The sequence below is a fragment of the Streptomyces sp. HUAS 15-9 genome (genome assembly GCF_025642155.1).
GTDB lineage: Bacteria > Actinomycetota > Actinomycetes > Streptomycetales > Streptomycetaceae > Streptomyces.
Genome location: NZ_CP106798.1, coordinates 878,825 through 902,155 on the forward strand (window position 1 = coordinate 878,825; position 23,331 = coordinate 902,155).

23 protein-coding genes are annotated in these 23,331 nt (G+C 71.6%); 16 read left to right on the forward strand and 7 right to left on the reverse strand.

Features of this window, described 5'->3' with window-relative positions; translation table 11 throughout:
* Window positions 1–263: 263 nt before the first annotated feature.
* The 10 genes from N8I87_RS03960 to N8I87_RS04005 all read left to right on the forward strand — a co-directional run bounded on the left by N8I87_RS03960 (window position 264) and on the right by N8I87_RS04005 (window position 11,191).
* Window positions 264–1,484 carry a serine hydrolase domain-containing protein gene (locus N8I87_RS03960; protein WP_263205479.1) on the forward strand — a complete coding sequence of 407 codons (1,221 nt, stop codon included), beginning with the start codon at window positions 264–266 and terminating at the stop codon, window positions 1,482–1,484.
* A gap of 89 nt (window positions 1,485–1,573) precedes the next feature.
* Complete coding sequence (locus N8I87_RS03965; protein WP_263205480.1) at window positions 1,574–3,022, forward strand: CAP domain-containing protein; 1,449 nt, start codon at window positions 1,574–1,576, stop codon at window positions 3,020–3,022.
* A gap of 55 nt (window positions 3,023–3,077) precedes the next feature.
* Window positions 3,078–3,755: an AIM24 family protein gene (locus N8I87_RS03970; RefSeq protein ID WP_263205482.1), complete on the forward strand. Its 678-nt coding sequence runs from the start codon at window positions 3,078–3,080 to the stop codon at window positions 3,753–3,755.
* A 180-nt stretch (window positions 3,756–3,935) separates the two neighbouring features.
* Window positions 3,936–4,979 carry a tetratricopeptide repeat protein gene (locus tag N8I87_RS03975; RefSeq protein WP_263205484.1) on the forward strand — a complete coding sequence of 348 codons (1,044 nt, stop codon included), beginning with the start codon at window positions 3,936–3,938 and terminating at the stop codon, window positions 4,977–4,979.
* The gene (locus tag N8I87_RS03980) at window positions 4,976–6,004 is read left to right on the forward strand and encodes a polyprenyl synthetase family protein (protein WP_263205486.1); all 1,029 of its coding nucleotides are present in this window, start codon (window positions 4,976–4,978) and stop codon (window positions 6,002–6,004) included. The genes N8I87_RS03975 and N8I87_RS03980 overlap by 4 nt, the downstream gene beginning before the upstream one ends.
* A gap of 82 nt (window positions 6,005–6,086) precedes the next feature.
* Entirely contained in the window at window positions 6,087–7,046 is a 960-nt protein-coding gene (locus tag N8I87_RS03985; protein ID WP_263205488.1) for a threonine/serine dehydratase family protein, read from the forward strand.
* 198 nt (window positions 7,047–7,244) lie between these two features.
* A complete protein-coding gene (locus tag N8I87_RS03990) occupies window positions 7,245–8,864 on the forward strand; it encodes a serine/threonine protein kinase (RefSeq protein WP_263205490.1) in 1,620 nt (539 codons plus the stop codon).
* Between the two features lie 70 nt (window positions 8,865–8,934).
* Window positions 8,935–9,975 carry a hypothetical protein gene (locus tag N8I87_RS03995; protein WP_263205492.1) on the forward strand — a complete coding sequence of 347 codons (1,041 nt, stop codon included), beginning with the start codon at window positions 8,935–8,937 and terminating at the stop codon, window positions 9,973–9,975.
* Window positions 9,976–10,037: 62 nt separating this feature from the next.
* On the forward strand, window positions 10,038–10,463 hold the full coding sequence (locus tag N8I87_RS04000; protein WP_263205494.1) for an SsgA family sporulation/cell division regulator: 426 nt from the start codon (window positions 10,038–10,040) through the stop codon (window positions 10,461–10,463).
* A 68-nt stretch (window positions 10,464–10,531) separates the two neighbouring features.
* The gene (locus N8I87_RS04005; protein WP_263205496.1) at window positions 10,532–11,191 is read left to right on the forward strand and encodes a DUF2238 domain-containing protein; all 660 of its coding nucleotides are present in this window, start codon (window positions 10,532–10,534) and stop codon (window positions 11,189–11,191) included.
* On the opposite strand, the gene N8I87_RS04010 is transcribed toward N8I87_RS04005, so the two are convergent.
* From N8I87_RS04010 to N8I87_RS04025, 4 genes are all read right to left on the reverse strand, one after another.
* Window positions 11,176–11,661 (reverse strand): DUF6328 family protein, encoded by a 486-nt coding sequence (locus N8I87_RS04010; protein ID WP_263205498.1) that lies wholly within the window; start codon window positions 11,659–11,661, stop codon window positions 11,176–11,178. The two genes, N8I87_RS04005 and N8I87_RS04010, sit on opposite strands and share 16 nt — an antisense overlap.
* An 85-nt stretch (window positions 11,662–11,746) precedes the next feature.
* A complete protein-coding gene (locus N8I87_RS04015) occupies window positions 11,747–12,730 on the reverse strand; it encodes an aldo/keto reductase (protein ID WP_263205500.1) in 984 nt (327 codons plus the stop codon).
* A gap of 216 nt (window positions 12,731–12,946) precedes the next feature.
* Window positions 12,947–13,528, reverse strand: a complete 582-nt coding sequence (locus N8I87_RS04020) for a TetR/AcrR family transcriptional regulator (protein ID WP_263205502.1) — start codon at window positions 13,526–13,528, stop codon at window positions 12,947–12,949.
* Between the two features lie 4 nt (window positions 13,529–13,532).
* Complete coding sequence (locus N8I87_RS04025) at window positions 13,533–15,026, reverse strand: MFS transporter (RefSeq protein ID WP_263205504.1); 1,494 nt, start codon at window positions 15,024–15,026, stop codon at window positions 13,533–13,535.
* Window positions 15,027–15,473: 447 nt separating this feature from the next.
* On the opposite strand from N8I87_RS04025, the gene melC1 reads away from it, so the two are divergent.
* Both melC1 and melC2 read left to right on the forward strand, forming a co-directional pair.
* Entirely contained in the window at window positions 15,474–15,848 is a 375-nt protein-coding gene (melC1, locus tag N8I87_RS04030) for an apotyrosinase chaperone MelC1 (RefSeq protein ID WP_263205506.1), read from the forward strand.
* A 34-nt stretch (window positions 15,849–15,882) separates the two neighbouring features.
* Complete coding sequence (melC2, locus tag N8I87_RS04035) at window positions 15,883–16,704, forward strand: tyrosinase MelC2 (protein WP_263205508.1); 822 nt, start codon at window positions 15,883–15,885, stop codon at window positions 16,702–16,704.
* Here melC2 and N8I87_RS04040 read toward each other — a convergent pair whose 3' ends face one another.
* Window positions 16,705–17,400 carry a ribonuclease H family protein gene (locus tag N8I87_RS04040; protein ID WP_263205509.1) on the reverse strand — a complete coding sequence of 232 codons (696 nt, stop codon included), beginning with the start codon at window positions 17,398–17,400 and terminating at the stop codon, window positions 16,705–16,707. It abuts the gene before it with no gap.
* Window positions 17,401–17,433: 33 nt separating this feature from the next.
* Window positions 17,434–18,228, reverse strand: a complete 795-nt coding sequence (locus tag N8I87_RS04045) for a VOC family protein (protein ID WP_263205510.1) — start codon at window positions 18,226–18,228, stop codon at window positions 17,434–17,436.
* A gap of 175 nt (window positions 18,229–18,403) precedes the next feature.
* On the opposite strand from N8I87_RS04045, the gene N8I87_RS04050 reads away from it, so the two are divergent.
* From N8I87_RS04050 to N8I87_RS04065, 4 genes are all read left to right on the forward strand, one after another.
* On the forward strand, window positions 18,404–19,411 hold the full coding sequence (locus N8I87_RS04050; protein WP_263216293.1) for a zinc-binding alcohol dehydrogenase family protein: 1,008 nt from the start codon (window positions 18,404–18,406) through the stop codon (window positions 19,409–19,411).
* 224 nt (window positions 19,412–19,635) lie between these two features.
* On the forward strand, window positions 19,636–20,688 hold the full coding sequence (locus N8I87_RS04055) for a family 2 encapsulin nanocompartment cargo protein terpene cyclase (RefSeq protein ID WP_263205511.1): 1,053 nt from the start codon (window positions 19,636–19,638) through the stop codon (window positions 20,686–20,688).
* Window positions 20,689–20,754: 66 nt separating this feature from the next.
* Entirely contained in the window at window positions 20,755–21,633 is an 879-nt protein-coding gene (locus tag N8I87_RS04060) for a geranyl diphosphate 2-C-methyltransferase (RefSeq protein ID WP_263205512.1), read from the forward strand.
* A gap of 139 nt (window positions 21,634–21,772) precedes the next feature.
* On the forward strand, window positions 21,773–22,648 hold the full coding sequence (locus tag N8I87_RS04065; protein ID WP_263216294.1) for an aminoglycoside phosphotransferase family protein: 876 nt from the start codon (window positions 21,773–21,775) through the stop codon (window positions 22,646–22,648).
* A gap of 79 nt (window positions 22,649–22,727) precedes the next feature.
* Here N8I87_RS04065 and N8I87_RS04070 read toward each other — a convergent pair whose 3' ends face one another.
* On the reverse strand, window positions 22,728–23,210 hold the full coding sequence (locus N8I87_RS04070) for a VOC family protein (RefSeq protein WP_263205514.1): 483 nt from the start codon (window positions 23,208–23,210) through the stop codon (window positions 22,728–22,730).
* Between the last annotated feature and the right edge of the window lie 121 nt (window positions 23,211–23,331).

Genomic DNA, 23,331 nt, shown 5'->3' on the forward strand with positions numbered 1-23,331 from the left:
CCTTGCGTCATGGTGTCGTTGAGCACCACGGGAGCTGGTCGGGCCCCGGATGAAACCCTTAGGGATAAGTCATGTCCACGTAAAGCCAGAACGATCACTTTCGCGGTGTTCTATGGCAATCCTTTACAAAAGACTGCCGCAGGGTGATCAACAGCTGACCAACTGTGTGTCAGATGTGGAGATGTGACCCGCTGCGAGTAGGTTCCCTCGGCGGAATGTGACGGATCTCGCACTGATTACTGCGGAGATGGGAGAGGCAACGGATGGTCTCAGCAACGGTGGGCAGGAGCGCGGTACTCGGAGCGGTCGTGGTCTCGCTCCTCGCGGTGCCGGCACAGGCGGCGACCGGCCGGCCGCACACAGGTGCGGCCGCCGGGCTGCCGGCACCCGACACCGCGGGTCTGCGGAGCGTGCTGCGGTCGGCCATCGCGCAGGGCGCGCCCGGCGCGATGGCGCGGATCGACGACAACGGGTCGATGTACCGGGCGACCTACGGCTTCGCCGACCGCGGTACCCGGCGGGCCATCGACGGCGACGACCGCTTCCGTGTCGGCAGCGTCACCAAGACCTTCTCCGCCGTCGTCCTGCTGCAACTGACCGACGAGCACCGGCTCACCCTGGACGCCCCGGTCAACCGCTATCTGCCGGGCCTGCTGCCCGACGACCGGATCACGGTGCGGCACGTACTGAGCCATCGCAGCGGGCTGTACGACTACACGAACGACATGTTCGCCCGCTCCGTCTCCGGCTTCGAGTCGGTGCGCAACAAGGTCTTCACCTACCGCCAGTTGGTGAAGCTGTCCCTCGCGAAGCCGCGCACCAACGCGCCCGGGGCCGCCTACTCGTACTCCAACACCAACTTCGTGGTCGCCGGGATGCTGATCGAGAAGCTCACCGGCCACCCCGTGCGCACCGAGTACGAGAACCGCATCTTCAAGCCGCTGGGGCTCAAGGACACGTTCTACGTCCACCCCGACAAGAAGCTCCCGGGCCGCTACACCCGCGGCTACCTCACCCCCGACGCGGCCGGCGCCCCCCTCGTGGACGCGACCGAGCAGACGCTGTCCTGGGCGCAGAGCGCGGGCGCCATCATCTCCACCACACGGGATCTGAACACGTTCTACTCGGCCCTGGTCCGCGGCCGGCTGACCTCGCCCGCGCGCCTGGCCGAGATGGAACGCTTCACACCGGTCAACAGCACGACGGCGTACGGACTCGGTCTGCGGCGGCGCACCCTGTCGTGCGGGATCTCGGTGTACGGCCACACAGGCGTCGTCCAGGGTTACTACACCTACGCCTTCACCACCAAGGACGGCCGGCGCAGCCTCGCCGCGGTCGCCACCACCTCCAACAACGGCACCGTGCTCGACACGATGGCGGGCACGCTGGAGTCGGCGTTCTGCGGCAAGCCGAAGAAGGCACCGCGCGATGCTCCGGCCATCGGGCGGAACGAGGACGCCGCACCGGCGCCGGCACGGAACTGAGGCAGGGCGGGAACCAGTTCGCCGCGCCCGGACGTTGTACGGACGGCTCCCCCACCGGGGCCGTGGTCCCACCACTCCTGGGCGGCGCGATGAGCGAACTGGTTCCCGGGGGCAATCTGCCCCTTCCGGGCGGCTCGCTGATCCTGCGGGTGCCCGGTCCCTTCGACGTGTCGGCGCTCATCACCGGGGGCGAGGGCAGGGTCGGCAGCGACACCGACTTCGTGTTCTACAACCAGCCGGCCGCTCCCGGTGTCCGACTGCGCGGCGACACGCTGGCCGTCGAACCGGCCCTGCTGCGCCCGGGCGCCGTGCGCGTCACCGTGGCCGTGAGCGCCGCCGAGCCGGACACCCCCCTTTGCCGACTGCCCGTGTCCGAGCTCCGGGTCACCGATGCGCGGGGCCACACGCTCGCCCGCTTCGCCCCGCCCCGCCCGCAGCGCGAGACCGTGCTGCTGCTCGCCGAGATATACCGCCGGGGCACCGGCTGGAAGCTGCGCGCGATCGGGCAGGGGTACGCCGACGGACTGGCCGGGCTGGCCCGGGACTTCGGGGTGGACGTGGCCGAGGACCGGCCCGGGCCGACGGCACCGGCGCACCGTACGAGCGTGCCCGAGCAGCGATCGGCACCCCCTTCACCACGGCCCACTTCATCACGGCCCACTTCACCACCGCCCACTTCACCACCGCCCACTTCACCACCGCCCACTTCACCACCGCCCGCTTCGCCGCGGCCCCCGGCACCGGCCGCCGTCCCCACCTCCGATCCCGAGGGCTTCCTGAATCTCGTCAACTCCGCCCGCGCTCGGGCCGGTTCCCGGCCGGTCACCCTCGACGTGCGTCTCGTCTCGGCCGCCCGGGCCCATGCCGCCGCGATGGCCGCCGACGGACGCCTGGGCGGCGAGAGCCGCGACGGCACCTCGGTCCACCAGCGGATCACGGCCACCGGTTACACCTACGCCACAGTCGGCGAACACCTGGTCTCCGGACCGCGCACCCCCGCCGAGTTCATCACGTACTGCCTGCGCACCGAGCAGGCCCGGCGCACGCTCCAGGACCCCGCCTTCACCCAGGCCGGCCTGGCGTACGTCACCGGTGGCCGCACGGGAGACACCTACTGGACCGCCCTGTGGGCCCGGCCCCTCGCCGCGGGCGATCTGGACCGGACCCGCACCGAGGTGGTCGAGCTCACCAACGGCGAGCGCCGCCGGTCCGGGTTGCCGCCGCTGGCCGTCGATCCGCTGCTCACGGCCGCCGCCCAGGCGCACAGCGCGGACATGGTGGCGCGCGACTTCTACTCCCACACCGCGCCGGAGGGTTCCCAGCCGTGGGACCGGGCCGCCGCCGCGGGCTCGGCCCGGCGCACGATCGGTGAGAACATCGCCTGCGGTCAGCGCTCCCCGGCCGAGGTGGTGGACGGCTGGATCAACAGCCCCGGCCACCGCGCCAACATCCTCGAGCCCGGCTTCACCCACATCGGTGTCGGCTTCGCCGGCGGCGGCCGGGCGGGCACGTACTGGACCCAGCTCTTCGGCGCTTGAGCCGGTGCTGTCCGCGATCTTGGCGGAACGACCCCGTCCGGGACACCATGCCCGCATGAAGGGTGAACTCTTTTCCAGTACGCACATGGTGCGGCCGGCCGTCGAGCCGGGCATGACCGTCGAGAACGCCAAGTGCCTCAAGTACGCGGTGAACGGCGAGATGCTCGCCCGCCAGGGCGCGATGGTCGCCTATCGCGGCAGCCTCAAGTTCGAGCGCAAGGGGCAGGGCGTGGGCGGCATGCTCAAGCGCGCGGTCACCGGTGAGGGGCTGCCGCTGATGGCGGTACGCGGCCAGGGCGAGGCATGGTTCGCGCACGAGGCGCAGAACTGCTTCATCGTCGAGGTCGAGCCCGGCGACGAGTTCACCGTCAACGGCCGCAACGTCCTGTGTTTCGACGCCTCGTTGTCGTACGAGATCAAGACGGTCAAGGGCTCGGGCATCGCCGGGGGCGGCCTGTTCAACAGTGTCTTCACCGGGCAGGGCAGGCTCGGTCTGGTCTGCGAGGGCAACCCGCTGGTCATACCGGTCTCGGCGCAGTACCCGGTGTATGTCGACACGGACGCGGTGGTGGGCTGGACGGCACATCTGCAGACGTCGTTGCACCGCTCGCAGTCCATCGGGTCGATGCTGCGCGGAGGTTCCGGGGAAGCCGTCCAGCTGATGCTGCAGGGCGAGGGGTACGTGGTGGTCCGGCCGAGCGAGGCGACGCCTCAGAAGGCGCAGCAGCACTGACCCACGACACAGTGATCTGCGTCTCGGAGGCAACCCCTCCGCTGTTGTCGGCGTCTTGATCGGCAACAAGGTGATGCCCTGGCCCGGGTGGCCGGGGCACATTTCCGGCGGACTATACACGGCGCGTATACATAGAGTGCATACGCGCCGTGTATACACTCCGTGTAGAGAAAGGCATCCATGTACGGCAAGGCATCCGCCCCGGAGTACCAGGGCGCCCTGACCACCCTGTCCGTGAACTCCTCCCTGGTCGACGTGCTCGCCGCGGGCACCGAGCAGTTGCGGGAGGCCGAGCGGGCCGGACGGCGCGACGAGGCGGCGCGCTGCGGGCTCGCCGTCGCCGAGGCACACCGGCGGCTCGGCCAGGTGGGCGACGCGGACCGGGCGTGGAAGGCGAGTTACCGCGCCGCCCGGGAGGCCGGGGACACGGCGGCGATGGCCTGGGCGCTGTGGAGCGGCGGCACGCTGGCCCGGCAGCGCGGCGCGTTCCCGCTGGCCTGGCGGCTGCTGGGGCTGGCGGCCGAACTCGGTGAGCGCGGCGGCGACATCGTCGTACGGGGCTACTCGCTGGCCGGTCTCGCGGAGACCGGGCGTATCCAGGGTGACTACGAGGCCGTGGGCCGGCTGCACGAGCAGTTGCTGGCCGAGGCCCGCAGGCGCGGCGAGGCACGGCACACGGTGTGGGCGCTGGAGGGCATCGCGCAGATGCACCGCAACACCGGTTCCTACGACACGGCGTACGCGATGTTCGAGGAGGCGGCGGAGATAGCCGCGCGGGCCGAGGACCGGCGCGGTCACGCCTGGGCGTTGCGCGGACTCGCCGACATCCTCTCGGTGCGCGACCAGAACACCGAGCGGGCGTTGGAACTGCTGTCGGAGGCGGAGGCCACGTGCCGCGCGATGAACCTCACCAGCGCGCTGGCCTACAACCACAAGATGCGCGGCAACGTCTTCTACCGCGCAGGCCGTTACGGCGAGGCCCGGGAGCTGTACGAGCAGGCGCTGACGGAGTTCCGCGCGATGCGCGAGCCGCGTGGCGAGGCGCTGGCCCGGCTCGGCCTGGCCAAGGCGCTGGCCCGCCTCGGCCGCGACCGTGCCGAGACGGCCGCCGAACTGGCTGAGCTGGCCCGGACACTGGAGGGCAGCGGGCTGCGGCACGCACGGGAGATGGTGGCCCGCGCCCAGGAGGAGTTCGCTCTCGTCGGGGCAGAGGCCGTACGGTGACGGCGCTCGACTCGGCGGTGCAGGCACCGCCCTCCGCGTCCCGGGTCCTCGACCGCTGCCGGGAGCTGGTCCGGCCCGCGCTGGCCGACGCCGTGGGGCGGCTGCACCCGTGGGTGGGTGAGATGGCCGCCTACTCCTTCGGCTGGTGCGAGATCGGCGGCGCGCCCGCCGTGGCGCCGGGCGGCAAGGGCGTGCGGCAGGCCCTGGCCGTGCTCGGGGCCGAGGCGGCGGGCGCACCGGGGCGGGCCGGGGTCGGCGCCGCGGTCGCCGTGGAACTGGTGCACACCTTCTCGCTGCTGCACGACGACATCATGGACGGCGACACCGCCCGGCGCCGCCGCCCCACCGTCTGGAAGGCCTACGGCACCGGCCCCGCGGTACTGGCCGGGGACGCCCTGTTCGCGCTGGCCGTCGAGACCCTCGCCGCCGCCCCCGGCGGTGCGCCGGCGCTGCGGCTGCTGTCCGCGGCCCTGGCCGACCTGGTGCGCGGGCAGGCGGACGACCTGCTGTTCAGCACCCGGCCCTGGACCGGTCCTGAGCGGGTCCGCCCCGAGGAGTACCGGGCCATGGCGGAGCACAAGACCGGTGCCCTGCTGGGCTGCGCGGCCGCGCTGGGTGCCACGCTCGGCGGCGCTCCCGAGACCATGGCCGCCGCGCTGGACCGGGCCGGTCGGCATCTGGGGATCGCCTTCCAGATGACCGACGACGTCCTGGGGATCTGGGGCGACCCGGCCGTCACCGGCAAGCCCGTGCACGGCGATCTGCGCGAGCGGAAGAGGACGTTCCCGGTCCTGGCCGCGCTCTCCTCCCCCGCCGCCGAGCGCCTGGCCGTGCTGCTCGACACCGGGGAGACGGTCGCGGCGGCCGCGCTGATCGAGGAGGCGGGCGGCCGCACCGCGACGCTCGCCGAAGCCCGTCGGCACACGGCCGCCGCGAAGTCGGCGCTCGCCGGTGTGCCGCTCGCGCCCGGGGCCGCCGCACAGCTGCGCCTCCTGCTGGACCATCTGCTGCGCCGCGACCTCTGAAACCGTGTTGACCTGCACCGCGTCGCCGGGTCAGGGTGCAGATGGCGCGGTCCCTCACCCCGCGCCGAGAGGGTGAACTTCCTTGATCGGTATCTCGGACATCGAAGCCGCCGCGGAGCGGATCGCCGGACACGTCGTCCACACCCCGACCGTGCCGAGTCCCGGTCTGTCCGCACTGCTCGGCGTCCCGGTCACCACGAAGCTCGAACTCCTGCAGCGCACCGGCTCGTTCAAGGCGCGCGGCGCGACCGCGAAACTGCTGTCGCTGAGCGAGGCCGAGCGGGCCGCGGGCGTAGTGGCGGTCAGCGGCGGCAACCACGGCATCGCCCTCGCGGTGATGGCCGCCGCTCTCGATGTGAAGGCGACGGTCGTCATGCCGCGCACGGCGCCCGCGCGGTCCATCGCGATCGCGCAGGACGCGGGGGCGTCGGTGCGGCTGACCGACGGGATGGACAGCGCGTTCGAGCTGGTGAACCGGTTGCGGGACGAGGGGCTGACCCTGGTCCACCCGTTCGACGACCCGGTCGTGGTCGCCGGACAGGGCACCGTCGGCCTGGAGTTGGCCGCGGACGCCGATGAGCTGACCGACGTGGTGGTCAGCATCGGCGGTGGGGGTCTGATCGCCGGTGTGGCGGCCGCGCTGCGCGCCCTGCGTCCCGGCGTCCGGATCTGGGGCGTGGAGACGGAGGGCGCCCAGGCCATGTCCGAGGCGCTGGCGGCGGGCGGGCCGGTGCCGGTCGCGCTGTCCTCGATCGTGACCACGCTCAGCGCGCCGACCGTGTCACGGCTGACGTACGACCATGTCTCCGCCCTGGTCACCGAGGTCCTGGTGGTCCCCGACCGGGAGGCCGTCCGGGGCTGCCTCGACCTCGCCGAGCACGCCAAGGTGTGGGCGGAACCGGCCGCCGGCTGTCTGCTGCCCGCGGCCCGGCAGGTGCTGGACCGGGTGGGCGCCGGCGCCCGGCTCGGGCTGGTGGTGTGCGGGGGCAACACGAGCCCCGGGGACGTCAAGAAGTGGACGGAACAATTCGGCCTGTCTTGAGCCGGCACCGCGCCAAAACGTTTACCCTCGGTTACCCGCAGGTCGAGGCGGGGAAATTCGCTGTTCTCCACAAGTCGTACGCCCCCTGGGCCGGTTGAATAGAAGGCAGGAAGCAGCCCGGAGTTGCAGATCCTTTGAACGCTCACCGTCGCGCCCCGCGTACCTCTGGGAAAGACGAGGCAGGGGTTTCAGCGAGGGATGACCATGGTCAAGGCGCACGTCTCCGGACAGGAACTGGTCGCCGGGAGGTATCGGCTCCTCGAGGTGGTCCACCGCGAGACGAACCGGATCTGCTGGTACGCCGAGGACCTGGAGGCGCAGCGGCCCCGGCTGGTGACGCAGACCGAGCTGCCGGACCGGCCGGCCGAGGAGACCGGGCGCCGGACCACCGCCCGCGTGCTGCGCACCACCGAGCTCATGGGCATGCTCCGGCCCGGCCGGGTGGCCACGGTGATCGACGCGATCGAGGACGCCGGCACGCTGTGGACGGTCATCGAGTGGATCGACGGCATGCCACTGGGCGAACTCCTGTCCGAGCAGGGCGCGTTGAACTATGTGCGGGCGGCCCGGATCGGCCTGGAGCTGCTCGAGGTACTGGAGACCGCGCACGGCGAGGGCTTCACACACGGCGAACTCAGCCCCGGCCAGGTGTTCGTGCGCGACCAGGGCCCGGTCGTGGTCACGGGCTTCGGACTGGCGGGCGCAACTCTGGCCCCGCGGGTCACGGCACCGTCGTACGCCGCTCCCGAACAGGCCCGTGACGAGCGCCTCGACCCTGCCGCGGACCTGTGGGCGGTGGGCGCGATCCTCTACACGATGGTCGAGGGGCGCCCGCCGTTCCGCGACCGCGGCCGGCCCGAGACCACCCTCAGAGCGGTGGACCGGCTGCCGCTGCGCACCCCGCTGCGCGCCGGTCCGCTGGCCCAGGTCGTCCAGGGACTGCTGCGCAAGGACCACCGGGAGCGGCTGACCGGAACCGTGGTGCGCGAGGCGCTCGTCCGCATCCTCGCCGAGGACGCCGACGCGGACCGGGAGGCCGCCCCCGTTCCCCGGTTGCGCGGCGCCTATCTGACCGCCCTGCGCGCCGGTCAGGGGTGGAGCAGAAGGACCATGGCCGTCGGCACCGCGCTGGCCGTCCTCACCGTGTCCGCCGCCGTGTTCGCCGTCACCCACGGGCTCCCCGGCGGCGGCACCTCCGACACGGCGGGACCGGCGACCCCGCCGTCCGCCGCGGCCGGCCCGTCCGGCAACCGCACCGACGGCAACGGCTCCCGCACCCCCACGCCGGCACCCACGCGCGGCACCACCACCCCCACCGCGACGGCCTCGCCCTCCGCTTCGGCCACCTCCGGCGCCCTGCCGACCGGCTACCGCCGCTACACCGCCCCCGAGGGCTTCTCGGTCGCCCTCCCCGCCGGCTGGAAGAGGCAGACCACCGCACGCGAGGGCGATCTCGCCTACCGCGTCACGTTCGGACCCGGCGGCGACGATCCCCGCACCCTGGCCGTCACCTACAACTCGCGGGTCGGCCCGGACCCGGTCGCCGTCTGGCGGGACGAGGTCCAGCCCGATCTGCGACGCACGGACGGATTCCAGCGGATCGGGGACATCGAGGCGACGACCTACCAGGGCTACAAAGGCGCCGACATGGAATGGTTCTCCGGATCCGGCAGCGACCGGGTGCGCACCTTCGGCCGCGGCTTCCTGATCGGCGGCGGGCACAGCTACTCACTGCGCTTCACGGCTCCGGCCACCGCCTGGAACACCACCGCCGACCGGCTGGCGCTGAAGACGATCCTGGGCACGTTCCGGTGGTGAAATTGGTCCATATAGGGTGGTCGGTCTGCACAGTGCAGTCCGACCAGCCGCGCTCCCAGGAGAGTCATCCGTGACCGTAGCGACCGTCCCGTCCGAGGCGTCCCCCGCATCCCCGGCACCCCTGTCCGACCTAGTGGCGCGGGACGCGCGTGAGTTCGGCGTCCACGCGCGGACCGGTGGGTGGGCCTTCGGGCTGATGGTGGCGCGCAGCGTGCGGCCCGGCGGGCAGGGCGCGGACGAGACGCCGAAGGTGTCGGCCAAGGAGTTCGCGGAGCTCGCCGGCTGCTCCACCGAGCGGGTCATGCGCTACTACAAGGCCTGGGACCGGGCCGCGGACGACGGTCTCGTCCCCCACTTCGAGGCCCTGGCCCCGGGCCAGGAGGTCGAACTGCCGGACGCGGACGTGTGGCTGGGTTATTACGTCTCCCGCTCGAGCGCCGGCTCCGAGCGCGGTACGGCCATCGCCGAGGCCGCCGAGGCCGAGGGCATCCGGCCCACCAAGGCCCTGGAGGTCGCGGAGAACCCCACCGCGCTCCGCGCAGCGATCCTCGCCGACCCCTCCACGGCCCGCGCGGCGCGCACGGCCCTGCTGGACCGGGTGCGGGAAGACCCGGATCTCCAGGCCGAGTTGGCCCGTGACGTGGTCCGCACGGACGATCTGAAGAAGGCGGTGGCCAGCGAGAGCCGGTCGGCGGACCGGATCGGATATGTGCGGCAGATCGCCGAGTCGGGGCAGATCAGGACGCCCGCCGGACAGAGGGTGGACGCACCCGCCGACGTGCGCCAGGAGGCCGAGCGGCACCTGTCGCTGCTCGACGAGCTGGACGAGGGCGAGGACAGCGGTGAGTGGGCCACCGAGGCCTACGACACCATGAAGACGCTCGTGGCCGAGGCGGTGGAGGCCGACCCGGAACTGCGCGTCCAGGAACGGCGGACGAAGTTCTACAACAGCCTGCAGAAGGCCACCAGGGCGTTCGAGGAGCTGACCTTCGACGATGCGCAGGACTTCTACGAGGACGACATGGTCCAGCGCCTCGAGGATCTGCAGCGGGCGATCGGCACCTGCCTCACCGCGCTGCGGGGCGCGGGAGGAAATCAGCCCGGCGAATGAGCAGATTCGCCGCGGGACGGGTACTAGAGGGCCCTACGTCGATTGTTCTCGGAGGCCCCCACGTGAACCCCTTCGTGCGCAAGACCCTGGTGGTGCAGATCCAGGCGGGCGGCACGGACCGTTTCTCCGTGCTCGCCCATCTGACGTACGACGCCGAGGACCCGTTCGCCGTCACGGCGGTGTTCGCCCATGACGGCCATGTGCTGGCCCGCTGGCGGCTGGACCGGCAGATGCTCGCCGACGGCCTGCGCGGGCCGGTCGGCGTCGGGGACGTGAGATTCCGCCCGGTGGCCACCGGTATGTGGCAGGAGCTGCGCATGGAGTTCCTCGGCGACGTCCGGCCCGACGGCGGCCGGCATCGCGCGGTGGCGTTCGCCTGGGCGCCCGCGGTCGCGGCCTTTGTGCGGGAGACCCGGGAGGTGGTGCCGCCGGGGCAGGAGGAGGTCCGGGTCGATGACGTCCTGGCGGAGATCCTGGCCACGGGCTGAGTAGTCGTACTCATGCCCTGGCCGGTCCCCCGGCACCACGATGGGGCCTCCACGACAAGGAGCCTGCCATGACCGCAGTGCACCAGGCCCCGCGCCGCGCCACCCGAGTCACCCTGCCCGTCGTCCTGGCCGCGTCGGTCGTCGCCGTGACGGCCCTGTCGGCCTGGGGTGCGCGCGACCGCACGACCCGGTTCCTGGAGACGGTGTGGGTGCTGATCGGACTTCCGCCGGTGGTCCTGACCCGGCGGCGGTTCCCGCTCACCGGGTTGCTGTGCGGCCTGCTCGCCGCGCACGCGGTGGTGCTCGCGGTGGGCGGTCACTACACCTACGCGCAGGTGCCGCTGGGCGACTGGGTGCGTGACACCTTCGGCCTGGACCGCAATCCGTACGACCGCTTCGGCCACCTCATGCAGGGCTTCGTCCCGGCCGTCCTGGTACGGAAGCTGCTCAGCCGTACCTCGCCGCTGCGCGGCAGCCGCTGGCCGGCCCCGCTGACCGTGTGCGCCTGCCTGGCCTTCAGCGCGTGCTTCGAACTGCTGGAGTGGGCGGCGGCCGAGATCGGCGGACACGGCGCGGACGCCTTCCTCGCCACCCAGGGCGATGTGTGGGACACGCAGTGGGACATGTTCTGCGCCCTGATCGGGGCCACGCTCTCGCTGCTGGTGCTCAGCCGGGTGCACGACCGGCAGCTGGCGGCGCTGCGGGAGTGGCCTCAGCGGGTCGTGTGACGGCGTCGTACCCACAGCGGCAGCCAGAACCAGCAGATCAGGTACCAGGCGACCACGGGGGCGACCAGCCAGGGCACCAGGCCGTCGTGGGTCGCCACCCGCAGGATCAGCAGCAGTGCCGCGGTCATGGTGGCCAGCAGCAGGAGCAGGCCGACGAAGGTCAGCCGGGACGCCAGCCGCACCGCCCGGGGCTTGACCCGCCGCCCGGTCACCAGGCGGTGCAGGGACACGGGCCCGATGAGCGCGCCGGTGGCGGACGCGCCGAGGATGACGGTCACGATGTAGATGACCTGGTCGGTATGGGTCAGGTCGTCGTACTTCGGGGTGAAGACGACGGTGAGCAGGAAACCGAACAGGATCTGCACGCCCGTCTGGGCCACGCGGACCTCCTGGATGATGTCGCTCCACATCCGGTCGGCCCGCTCCTCCTCGGTCTCGTCGCGCCCCTTCCGTCTCACTTCCTGCGTCATGCCCTGCGAGTAACCGCGGCGCCGATCACCCAAACGAACGGGGCCGCCCGGAGCGCCGGGGCGGCCGATCCCGGCGGCACGCGGACTACCAGCGGTTCTCGACCTGGTCCTCGATCCGGCGGTCGTAGAGCTCCCGGATCGCCGTGAACGTCTCCTCGGGCGGCGCCGGCAGCTTCGCGGCGGCCGCGTTGGCACGGGCCTGCTCCGGGGAGCGGGCGCCCGGGATCACGGTGGTGACGCCGGGCTGCTCGACGATCCAGCGCAGCGCCAGCTGGGCCGGGGTGTATCCCTCGGGGGCGAGCGCGGCGAACTCGGCGGCCGCCTCGACACCGGTCCCGAAGTCGACGCCGGAGAACGTCTCGCCCTGGTCGAAGGCCTCGCCGTGCCGGTTGTAGGTGCGGTGGTCGGCGGCGGCGAAGACCGTGTCCTTAGTGTACTTGCCCGACAGCAGACCGGAGGCCAGCGGCACACGGGCGATGATGCCGACGCCGGCCTCGCGGGCGGCGGGGAGCACCTCGTGCAGGGGTTTCATCCGGAACGGGTTGAGGATGATCTGCACGCTCGCCACGCCCGGCCGGGCGATCGCGGTCAGCGCCTCGGCGCAGGTCTCCACGCTCACGCCGTAGGCCGCGACGCGCTCCTCCTCGACCAGGGTGTCCAGGGCGTCGTACACCTCGTCCGAGGAGTAGACGGGCGTCGGCGGGCAGTGCAGCTGCACCAGGTCGATGCGGTCGACACCGAGGTTGCGGCGGGAGCGGTCGTTCCAGGCGCGGAAGTTGTCGAGGACGTAGTTCTCGGGGATCTGTTCGACCCGGCGGCCCATCTTCGTGGCCACGAGCACATGCAGATCCGGCCTGCCGCCGAGGAAGGCGGCGATGGCCTGCTCGCTGCGCCCGTCGCCGTACACGTCGGCCGTGTCGAAGAAGGTCACCCCCGACTCGGCCGCCGCCTCCAGCACGGCGCGGGCCTGCTTGTCGTCCACCTCGCCCCAGTCGGCGCCCAACTGCCAAGTGCCGAGCCCGACGACCGATGCCCGCTGCCCCGACCTGCCGATTACACGTTCGTCCATGCCGCCCAGTCTGTCATCCACCGGCGGCCGGACCGTTCCTTGACCACCTTCCGCTTGCCGGGCCGTACCGGACGCCGGTACAGCAGCTTCCGGGTCAGGTCGCCGGCCGTGTGGAGATCGACCGAGGCGAAGGTGCCGAGCCCGGGCGGACCGGAACAGCCCTGCCGCGCAAGGCCGCCGAAGCGCTGCTGACCGGTCCCGGTGCCCGGCGGTGAGTCAGGGTGTCAGCTGTGCCTGGACGACGGGGCCGTAGCGGTCGGCGATGGTGTCGATCGCGGACGCGCGCAGTTGTTCGCCGCGTGCGATGCCGTACATCACGCCCAGGCCGATGAGGGTGGCGACGGCGAGTTCGGCGCGCAGGCCCGCGTCGGGGCCGCCGATCCGGTCGGCGAGACGTTCGGTCACCTGGGCGCGGAAGTTGGCGCGCAGGATGTCGCCTTGGTCGCCGTGCAGGGGCGCGAAGGCGATGCGCAGCAGGGGGTCGGCGCCCCGTTCGCGCTGGCTGCGCAGGACGTGCTCGGCCATGTGCCGGCCGAGGTCCGCCAGGGGCGCGTCCAGCAGGGCGTCCGCGTCGGCCTCGAAGGACATGACGCGGGCGAAGAGGGCGTCCTTGTTGCCGAAGTACTTCAGGATCAACGGCGGGCTGACACCGGCGCGTTCGGCGACGGCCTTGAGGGTGATGTCGGCGTGGGCGTGCCGGGCGAGGAGGTACCGGGCCGCCTTGAGGATGGCCGCCTTGGTCGTCTCGGCATCCCGGCGGGAGGGGGAGACGGCGGGGACGCCGGATGGAGTGCTCACGGACTCATGCTCCCTCCATCGCCTCGTCGCGGGCGCCCCGGGTGCCGCCTCGGGCCCGCCGCGTGCCGTCGGGACGGCTCTCGCCCGGAATGGTCAGCGCGGCCGCGCTCGCGGCGAGGGCGATCGCGCCGGCCATGGCGAAGGCCAGCAGATAGCCGTGCAGCGTGGGTATGGGGGCGCCGCCGACGAGGCTGGTGTGGTGCACCAGGACGGCGGCGACGGCGGCGCTGGACGTGGCCTGGCCGATGGTGCGCATCAGGACGTTGACGCCGTTGGCGGACGCGGTCTGCGCGGCGGGGACGGCGCGCAGGATCAGGGTGGGCAGCGCCGAGTAGGCGAGCGTGGTGCCGGTCGCGACCACCGTGGCACCCAGGATGATCATCCACAGGTCACGGCTGTCGGCGATGCGGACGGCGTAGCCGCAGGCGATGACGGCGGCGCCGAGGGCGAGGGTGATGCGCGGGCCGCGTTTCTCCGAGATGCGGGCGGAGAGGGGCGAGAAGAGCAGCATCGTGACACCGCCGGGCAGCAGGCACAGGCCGGTGGCGACGATCGAGAGTCCGAGCCCGTACCCGGTGGCCTCGGGTGCCTGTACCAGCTGGGCGGTGACCAGTGAGTTGGCGTAGAAGGCGAATCCCGTCAGCAGGGCCGCCACATGGGACAGGCCCACCCGGGGCCGGGTCACCAGCCGCAGATCGACCAGGGGCTGCGCGGTGTGCAGCTGCTGCAACCACCACAGGGCCAGTACGACGGCCGCGCCGAGGAAGAGGCCCAGCACACGGAGGCTGCCCCAGCCCCACTGCCCGCCCTGGGACACCCCGAGCAGCAGACAGGTCAGCCCGACGGCCAGCATGAGTGCGCCGAGCACGTCGAAGCGGCCCGGCTCGCGTACGGGCGACTCCTTCACCGCCCACCACACTGCAGTCACGCCCAGCGCACCGAGCAGGCTGGTCAGCCAGAACATGGTGTGCCAGTCGGCGTACTGCACGACCACCGCGGCCAGCGGCAGGCCGAGGGCGGCGCCGACGCCGACGGTGGAGCTCATCAGCGCGACCGCCGAGCCGCGCCGCGCGGGCGGCAGTTCGTCGCGCAGGATGCTGATCGACAGCGGGACGACGGAGGCGGCGGCGCCCTGCAGCGCCCGGGCGGCGATGAGCACGCCGATGTCGGAGGACAGGGCGCACATCACCGAGCCCACGGTCATCAGGGACAGGGCCGCCGTCAGCACCCGCCGCTTGCCGTACATGTCGCCGGCCCGGCCGAGGACCGGGGTGAGGACCGCTCCGGAGAGCAGGGTCGCGGTGACCATCCAGGAGACCGCGCCCGCCGAGGACCCGGTCAGTCGCGGCAGGTCCGGCAGCAGCGGGACGACCACGGTCTGCATGACGGCCATGAGAATGCCACCCGCTGCCAGTACAGGAATGGTGAGCCGGTCCCGGACTCGGGTGGCCCCGGCGCTCGCTCCGGGCGGGGAGGATATCGGAGCGGGCTGGTCCATCGGCACTCCAGCTGACGTCAGGAATATGAGGTGAATATGAATTCACCTTACTCGGTGAATGGTCATTCACCAACGCCGGCCCCCTCGCACCCGTCGAGCGGTGCGCGACGGGCGACGTCACGCTACGCGACCGGCCGGTTCCACAGGGGAACGCGAGTGGCGCATGCGGCCAGACTTTCGAATCGCGTCAGTCTGCCGGAGTGAGCCGCGCCACTCGGGGCGCCGCCGATCGCGAAAGATCTCCGTGAACACCCCCGCGACGGCAAGGAATTGCCCCTTCCGGGGGTCGGGAGCACCGGCCCACAGCAAGATCACCTTCGTTCAATCCCGTACGGCATGTGGCCAATTGTCCTGATCGCAGCCAACCGACTCCGGACGATTTCTCCCGCTCTCGGCGGGACCGATAGGCATGCGAGGACATCACCCGAACGCACCAGGAGGTCCCGCATGCCGGAACTCACCCGTCGCCGCGCGCTCACCGCCGCGGCCGCCCTCGCCGCGGCCGCCGGAGCCCAGACGCTCGTCGCGCCCGCCGCCTCGGCCGCAGGGCATCAGCACGGTTCCCCCGATTCCTTCGACGAGGTCTACAAGGGCCGCCGGATACAGGGCCGTCCGATGAGCGGGGGCGGTCACCACCACGAGCACGGCGCCGGTTACGGGGTGTTCGTGGACGGGGCGGAGCTGCATGTGATGCAGAACGCGGACGGCAGCTGGATCAGCGTCGTCAGCCACTACGACCCGGTGCCCACGCCGCGTGCCGCCGCCCGCGCCGCGGTCGACGAGCTCCAGGGCGCCAAGCTCCTCCCCTTCCCCGCCAACTGACCGCCCCCGCAAGGAAATCCGGAGTCACCCGCACATGACCGTACGCAAGAACCAGGCCAGCCTGACCGCCGACGAGAAGCGGCGCTTCGTCGCCGCCGTCCTCGAGCTCAAGCGCAGCGGACGCTACGACGCGTTCGTCACGACGCACAACGGCTTCATCATGTCCGACATGGACAACTCCGAGCGGACCGGCCACCGTTCACCGTCCTTCCTGCCCTGGCACCGTAGATTCCTGCTCGACTTCGAACGGGCGCTGCAGTCGGTGGACGCGTCGGTGGCGCTGCCGTACTGGGACTGGACCGCCGACCGCACGGTGCGTGCCTCGCTGTGGGCGCCCGACTTCCTCGGCGGCACGGGACGCAGCTCGGACGGCCGGGTGACGGACGGGCCGTTCGCCGCGGGCGCCGGTAACTGGCCGCTCAACGTGCGGGTGGACGGCCGTACTTATCTGCGCAGGTCGCTCGGGACCAGTGTCCGCGAGCTGCCGACCCGCGCCGAGGTCGACTCCGTGCTGGCGATGACGACGTACGACATGGCGCCCTGGAACAGCGCCTCGGACGGCTTCCGCAACCATCTGGAGGGCTGGCGCGGGGTCAACCTGCACAACCGGGTCCACGTCTGGGTCGGCGGGCAGATGGCCACCGGTGTCTCCCCCAACGACCCGGTGTTCTGGCTGCACCACGCCTTCATCGACAAGCTGTGGGCCGACTGGCAGCGCCGGCACCCGGGGGCGGGTTACGCGCCGACCGGCGGGACGCCGGACGTGGTCGACCTGAACGACACGATGAAGCCGTGGAACGACGTGCGGCCGGCGGACCTGCTGGACCACACGAAGTTCTACACGTTCGACGTCTGATCAGGCCTCGGCCGTCCGGCACTCCGGATGACCCCAGCCCTGCGTGTTCTTGGCGATGGACTCGCCGGCCGCGTACGAGCGGCCGCACACACAGCGGCCGGGGAACTTCGCCTTGATCGTGCGGGAGGACGAACCGCCGCCCTGCTTGCGGGGTGCCGCCTTGCGGCGCGGGGCGGCGGACGCCGCGGTGACGGACGAGGGCGGCGGCTCGGGCGAGCCGAGCGCGCTGCCCGCGGACTCCTGGACCGAGGCCGCCTGGCTGGCGGCGCGGTCCGCGAAGTCGTTCAGCGCATCACCGTCCACCTGGTGCGCGGCGACGTGGCGGAACTCGACGGAGCGGCCGTCGAGCAGTTCGTCGATGCGCACCACCAGGTCCTGGTTGGCGACCGGCTTTCCGGCGGACGTCTTCCAGCCGTTGCGCTTCCAGCCCGGCAGCCAGCTGGTGACGGCCTTCATCGCGTACTGCGAGTCCATCCGGATCTCCAGCGGCAGGCCGGGGTCGGTCGCCACCAACAGCCGCTCCAGCGCCGTCAGTTCGGCGACGTTGTTGGTCGCCCTGCCGAGCGGCCCCGCCTCCCAGCGGGACGGGGTCCCGGAATCGTCGGACACCACCCAGGCCCAGCCCGCCGGTCCGGGGTTCCCCTTCGAAGCCCCGTCGCACGCGGCCACAACACGTTCACGCATGGCCCCGATCATGCCACGGTCGCGGGGACCCCCGACCCGCGCGGGTCAGACGTCCATGGTCTTCGGCATCTCGCCCTCGGTGGTCGTGATGTCGATCACCGAGAAGTTCGCGCCCTGTGGGTCGCTGAGGGCCGCGAACCGGCCGAACGGGCTGCTCATGGGCCCGAACCGGAGGATGGCGCCGAGCTCGGTGGCCTTGGCCACGGCCGCGTCGCAGTCGCCGACGGTGAAGTACACGTTGATGTACGACGGCACCTCGGGCGGGAAGTCGTCGGTCATCCTCATCCGGCCCAGGACCGTGTTCTCCCCCAGGTTGAACATCCGGAAGTCGACGGAGGCGTCGTCGATCTGCTTGGCCGTGTACGGGAACACCGCGGAGAAGAACGTGTCGGCCTGCTCGGGCTCGCGGGTGAAGACCTCGGCCCAGCAGTAGGCGCCGGGCACGGCCGTCGCCTCGAAGCCCTCGTGGGTGCCCCCCTGCCAGACGCCGAACACGGCGCCGCTGGGCTCGCGGGCCAGGCACATCGTGCCGAAGTCGCCGACCTGCATCGGCTCCATCAGCACCTCGCCGCCGTTCTCACGGATCGTCTCGGCGGTGGCCGCGGCGTCCGGCGAGGCGAAGTAGAGGCACCACTGCGACTGGCCCTCCTGACCGGGCATGGGCGGGACGACCGCCGCCACCGCCTTGCCGTCCGCATAGGCCTGCGTGTAGTTGCCGTACTCCGACGACGCCTCGCCGAAGGTCCAGCCGAGGACATCACCGTAGAAGCTCTTGGCTCCCTCGACGTCACTGAACATCGCGTCGGCCCAGCAGGGGGTACCTTCAGGTTGAACGGCCATGGCGCGGGACCTCTCAGGATCGACGGACTGCCTGGATCGTCACGCTCCACACGCTAGCCATCCCCTCGTCGGCCCGCGCGCCGAACCGACCGGTCTGCCGGACACTGGAATGCGGAGACGGCGGGCGTCGGCAGGACAGGGGCGCGGCATGACGGACTCGGTGGCCGCAGGCACGATGCGGGCGTGGTCGGTGACCCGGCCCGGACCGGTCGAGGAGGACCCCCTCCGGCTCGTCGAGCGGCCGGTGCCCGCGCCCGGTGACGACGAGCTCCTGGTCCAGGTGCGCGCCTGCGGGGTCTGTCGCACCGACCTGCATGTCACCGAGGGGGACCTGCCCGTGCGCCGGCCCGGGGTGACACCCGGGCACGAGGTGGTCGGCGTGGTGGCCGGGACCGGGGCGGCCGTGGCGGACTTCGCCGTGGGCGACCGGGTGGGCGTGGCCTGGCTGCGGTGGACCGACGGCGAGTGCCGATACTGTCTGCGGGGCTCGGAGAACCTGTGTCCCCGGTCGCGGTACACCGGCTGGGACGCGGACGGCGGCTACGCCGAGTACACGACCGTCCCGGCCGGCTTCGCCCACCGTCTGCCTGACGAACTGGACGACGTGGCACTGGCCCCCCTGCTGTGCGCGGGGATCATCGGTTACCGTGCGCTGCGCCGCACCTCGCTGCCGCACCGAGGCCGGCTCGGGCTGTACGGGTTCGGGGGCAGCGCCCATCTGTGCGCGCAGGTGGCGCTCGCCGAGGAGGCCACCGTGCACGTCCTGACACGGGGCGCGGATGCCCGGCGGCTGGCCCTCGAGCTGGGCGCCGCCTCGGCGCGGGACGCGTACGAGCTGCCCCCGGAGCCCCTGGACGCGGCGATCCTGTTCGCCCCGGTCGGCGACCTGGTCCCGGTCGCGCTGCGGGCCCTGGACCGGGGCGGGGTCCTGGCCGTCGCCGGCATCCACCTGAGCGACGTACCGCCGCTGCACTACGAGACCGATCTGTTCTACGAGAAGGAACTGCGCAGCGTCACCTCCAACACCCGTACGGACGCCCGTGAGTTCCTCGCCGAGGCCGCGGTGCACGGGGTCCGCGCCACGACCCACGCCTATCCGCTGTCGCAGGCGCCTGAGGCCCTCAGGGACCTCAAGGCCGGCCGCTTCGACGGGGCGGCCGTCCTGGTGAACGATCTTTCCTGATCCCAAACCCCGGATGATCCACAAGCCCCCGGGGCGCGGGGGCGGAACCTGCGCGCGCGATCACGCTCCCCTGTGCCGTACACCCCGAACGACAGGTTTGCACCACCAAGGACAGAAACCGCCCCTTTCGCGCCGTACCGGAAGATCACCACGGCTGTTTGGCTTGTCCAGGCGCACCACCAACTCGCACACCACTCGCACACCACCCCGGCGTGGAGCACACCATGAGCACACCCACCCACTCGTACACGCTCCCTGGGCCGCCGAACATCGCCCGGAGCCTGCGCACGACCCGGCGCACCGGGGTGATCCCCGGACTTCACCACCGGCCGGCCGCTCCCGCCGATCCGGACAAGGCCGCCGAGATCGACCGCAGGCTGGAGGCCTGGGCCCATGACCTCGATCTGTTCCCGCGGGCCTGGAAGGGGGACTTCGCGGGCTTCCAGTTCGGCCGGGCCGTCACCCTCCAGCATCCCGGCGCCCTCGACCTGGACCGCCTCACCGCCGCCGGCAAGCTGCTGCTCGCCGAGAACATCGTGGACTCCTGCTACTGCGAGGAGGACGAGGGCCGGGGCGGATCACGGCGCGGCCTGGGTGGCCCGCTGATCATCGCCCAGTCGGCACTCGACCCCTTCCACGGCACCCCGGAGCTGGAGGAGGAGTGGCGCCAGGGCCTGTCGGCCGACGGACCGCTGCGCTCGTACCGGTCCGCCCTCGTGGACTACGCCGGCTTCGCCACGCCCAGCCAGACCAGCAGGTTCGTGCACGACATGGCCCGGCTGCACCTGGGCTATCTCGGCGAGGCCGCCTGGATGGAGACCCGGTACCGGCCGCGGGTGTGGGAGTACCTGGTGATGCGGCAGTTCAACAACTTCCGCCCCTGTCTGTCGCTCGTCGACGCGGTGGACGGCTACGAACTGCCCGAGCAGGTCTACGCCCGCCCCGAGATCCAGCGGATCACCGCCCTCGCGTGCAACGCCACCACCGTCATGAACGACCTCTACTCCTTCACCAAGGAGCTGGAGAGCGACCCGGACCACCTCAACCTGCCGCAGGTCGTCGCAGCCGACGAACGGTGCGGGCTGAAGGCCGCCTATCTGAGGTCCGTCGAGATCCACAACCGGATCATGGAGGCCTTCGAGGAGGAGTCCGCCCTGCTGTCCGCCACCTCGCCGCTCGTGGAGCGCTATGCCCAGGGGCTTGCCGCCTGGGTGTCCGGCAACCACGAGTGGCATGCCACCAACACCCATCGATACCACCTGCCCGACTACTGGTAACAGCGCCAATTCCGCACCACAGAGCAACATCTGAAACACCGTCAGACGCGTCACGAGGAGTCACTGTTGACCACCGCCCCCGTCGCCCGGACCACGGCCGCGGCTGTGCCGACCCAGTCCACGTACCAGAACCGCGTCGCGGACTACTGGAACGCCGAGGAAAATCCGGTCAACCTCGAACTCGGCAAGATCGACGACCTGTACCACCATCACTACGGCATCGGTAACGTCGACTGGACCGTGCTCGACGAGCCAGACCCCGACCTGCGCCGGGAGCGGATCACCGCCGAACTGCACCGCCTGGAGCACGCCCAGGCCGAGTTCCTCGCCTCCCGGCTCGGCCCGCTCATCCCGGCCGACCGCGTCTTCGACGCCGGCTGCGGACGGGGCGGCGGCAGTGTGGTGGCCAATCTGCGGTACGGCTGCCACGCCGACGGCGTCACCATCTCCGCCAAGCAGGCCGACTTCGCCAATGAGACGGCCCGCCGTCGGGACATCGACGACAAGGTGCGCTACCACCACCGCAACATGCTCGACACCGGCTTCGAGTCCGGCGCGTACGCGGCCTCGTGGAACAACGAGTCCACCATGTACGTCGAGCTGGACCTGCTGTTCGCCGAGCACGCCCGGCTGCTGCGGCGCGGCGGACGCTATGTGGTGATCACCGGCTGCTACAACGACACCTACGGCCGGGCCTCGCGCGAGGTGTCCCTCATCAACGCGCACTACATCTGCGACATCCACCCGCGGTCGGAGTACTTCCGGGCCATGGCCCGCAACCGGCTGGTGCCGGTCCACGTGGAGGATCTGACCGAGGCCACGATCCCCTACTGGGAACTGCGCAAGGACGCCGGCCACCTGGTGACGGGCATCGAGGAAACCTTCCTGTCCGCCTACCGCAACGGCAGCTTCCAGTACCTGCTGATCGTGGCCGACCGTATCTGAGGCCGTATCCGAGGCCGGGGCTGTGCCGGGGGCGGTGTCGCGGGACGCCGCCCCCGGTCCGTGCGCGACGATCGCCCTCCAATTTCGTTCGACAGCAGGCTCGTTGACGGCTGGAATGGCCCACGTGTGTGCCGTGAGAATGCATGAGGACGAGGTGGACCTCGATGCCTCGGTCGTCCGCCGGCTGATCGCCGGACAGTTCCCCGACTGGGCATCCTTGCCCGCCGAGCGTCTGATGTCCTCCGGGACCGAGAACGCCATGTTCCGGCTGGGCACCGATCTGGTGGTACGGCTGCCCCGGCGTCCCGGTGCGGTGGCGGACGTGACGCACGAGCAGCACTGGCTGCCCCGGCTCGGGCCGCTGCTGCCGGTCGCCACTCCCGAGCCGCTGGGGCGAGGTGGGCCCGGCGCGGGCTTCGCCTGGCCCTGGACCGTCTACCGCTGGCTGGACGGACGCAATCCCGTCGCCGGGGCCGTCGAGGAGCCCGGACCGCTCGCCGAGGACCTCGCCTCGTTCGTCGGCGCCCTGCGCCGGATCGACGCGCACGGCGGGCCGGCCGGCCACCGGGGCGTCCCGCTGTCCACCCGGGACGCGGCCACTCGCGAGGCCATCGACAAGCTGGACGGCAGGGTCGACACCGCGGCGGTCACGGCCCGGTGGGAGGAGGCCCTGCGCGCACCGGGGCACACCGGCCCGCCCGTCTGGGCGCACGGCGATCTGTCCCCGGGAAACGTGCTGGTCGCCGACGGCCGGCTCAGCGCCGTGATCGACTTCGGCACCGTGGGGGTGGGCGATCCGGCGGTCGACCTGATCGTGGCCTGGAACCTGCTGCCCGCGACCGCCCGGGACGCCTTCCGCCGGGCCGTCGGCGCCGACGACGCCCAGTGGGCGCGTGGCCGGGGCTGGGCCCTGTCGATCTCGCTCATCCAACTGCCGTACTACTGGGAGACCAACCCGCCGCTGGCGGAGAACTCACGGCATGTGATCCGCGAGATCCTCGCCGAATCGGCCTAGGGCCGCGGGCCGCCGAGCCTGGCGCGCCCGGTTGACCCGGGGCCGCGGGCCGCCGCCGACCCACGCCCCCTACGGATCCTCACTCGCCCGCGTATGCCTTCTCCAGGGCGGCGATGTCGAGCTTGTGCATCGACAGCATGGCCTGGGTGGCACGTGCCGCCTTCGCCGGGTCCGGGTCGCTGACCATGTCGTCGAGCCGGTGCGGGATGACCTGCCAGGACATCCCGAACTTGTCCTTGAGCCAGCCGCAGGGGCCGGGCTCGCCGCCGTTCTCGGTGAGCTTGGTCCAGTAGTAGTCGATCTCCTCCTGGTTCTCACAGAAGATCTGGAGTGAGATCGCCTCGTTGAACTTGAACTCCGGTCCCCCGTTCAGCGCGACGAACTTGTGGCCGTTGGCCGTGAACTCGACGGTCAGGACGGTGCCGGCGGGACGGGGCGCTCCTTCGGGGTAGCGGGTGAGCCTGCCGACGGTGGAGTTCTTGAAGATCGAGACGTAGTAGTGGGCGGCTTCCTCGGCCTGGTCGTCGAACCAGAGGCACGTGGTGAATCCGTCGGTGGCCATGAGCTACCTCCTGGGGCGTGGAACGCGGTCACCTGTGTCGACCGATGGTCGCCGCGAAACTCATCGGCCGGAAGACGCATTCATCCGGATGGGTGGGGGGCCTGCGCCACTAGCATCCGGA

Coding starts and splice junctions, on each gene's coding strand:
- melC2 (WP_263205508.1), top strand. CDS start 15,883: ATGACCGTACGCAAGAACCAGGCCAGCCTGACCGCCGACGAGAAGCGG.
- N8I87_RS04050 (WP_263216293.1), top strand. CDS start 18,404: ATGCGGGCGTGGTCGGTGACCCGGCCCGGACCGGTCGAGGAGGACCCC.
- N8I87_RS04025 (WP_263205504.1), bottom strand. CDS start 15,026: ATGGACCAGCCCGCTCCGATATCCTCCCCGCCCGGAGCGAGCGCCGGG.
- N8I87_RS04045 (WP_263205510.1), bottom strand. CDS start 18,228: ATGGCCGTTCAACCTGAAGGTACCCCCTGCTGGGCCGACGCGATGTTC.
- N8I87_RS04010 (WP_263205498.1), bottom strand. CDS start 11,661: ATGACGCAGGAAGTGAGACGGAAGGGGCGCGACGAGACCGAGGAGGAG.
- N8I87_RS04055 (WP_263205511.1), top strand. CDS start 19,636: ATGAGCACACCCACCCACTCGTACACGCTCCCTGGGCCGCCGAACATC.
- N8I87_RS04040 (WP_263205509.1), bottom strand. CDS start 17,400: ATGATCGGGGCCATGCGTGAACGTGTTGTGGCCGCGTGCGACGGGGCT.
- N8I87_RS04005 (WP_263205496.1), top strand. CDS start 10,532: ATGACCGCAGTGCACCAGGCCCCGCGCCGCGCCACCCGAGTCACCCTG.
- N8I87_RS04065 (WP_263216294.1), top strand. CDS start 21,773: ATGCATGAGGACGAGGTGGACCTCGATGCCTCGGTCGTCCGCCGGCTG.
- N8I87_RS03975 (WP_263205484.1), top strand. CDS start 3,936: ATGTACGGCAAGGCATCCGCCCCGGAGTACCAGGGCGCCCTGACCACC.
- N8I87_RS04015 (WP_263205500.1), bottom strand. CDS start 12,730: ATGGACGAACGTGTAATCGGCAGGTCGGGGCAGCGGGCATCGGTCGTC.
- N8I87_RS03960 (WP_263205479.1), top strand. CDS start 264: ATGGTCTCAGCAACGGTGGGCAGGAGCGCGGTACTCGGAGCGGTCGTG.
- N8I87_RS03965 (WP_263205480.1), top strand. CDS start 1,574: ATGAGCGAACTGGTTCCCGGGGGCAATCTGCCCCTTCCGGGCGGCTCG.
- N8I87_RS04070 (WP_263205514.1), bottom strand. CDS start 23,210: ATGGCCACCGACGGATTCACCACGTGCCTCTGGTTCGACGACCAGGCC.
- N8I87_RS03970 (WP_263205482.1), top strand. CDS start 3,078: ATGAAGGGTGAACTCTTTTCCAGTACGCACATGGTGCGGCCGGCCGTC.
- melC1 (WP_263205506.1), top strand. CDS start 15,474: ATGCCGGAACTCACCCGTCGCCGCGCGCTCACCGCCGCGGCCGCCCTC.
- N8I87_RS03990 (WP_263205490.1), top strand. CDS start 7,245: ATGACCATGGTCAAGGCGCACGTCTCCGGACAGGAACTGGTCGCCGGG.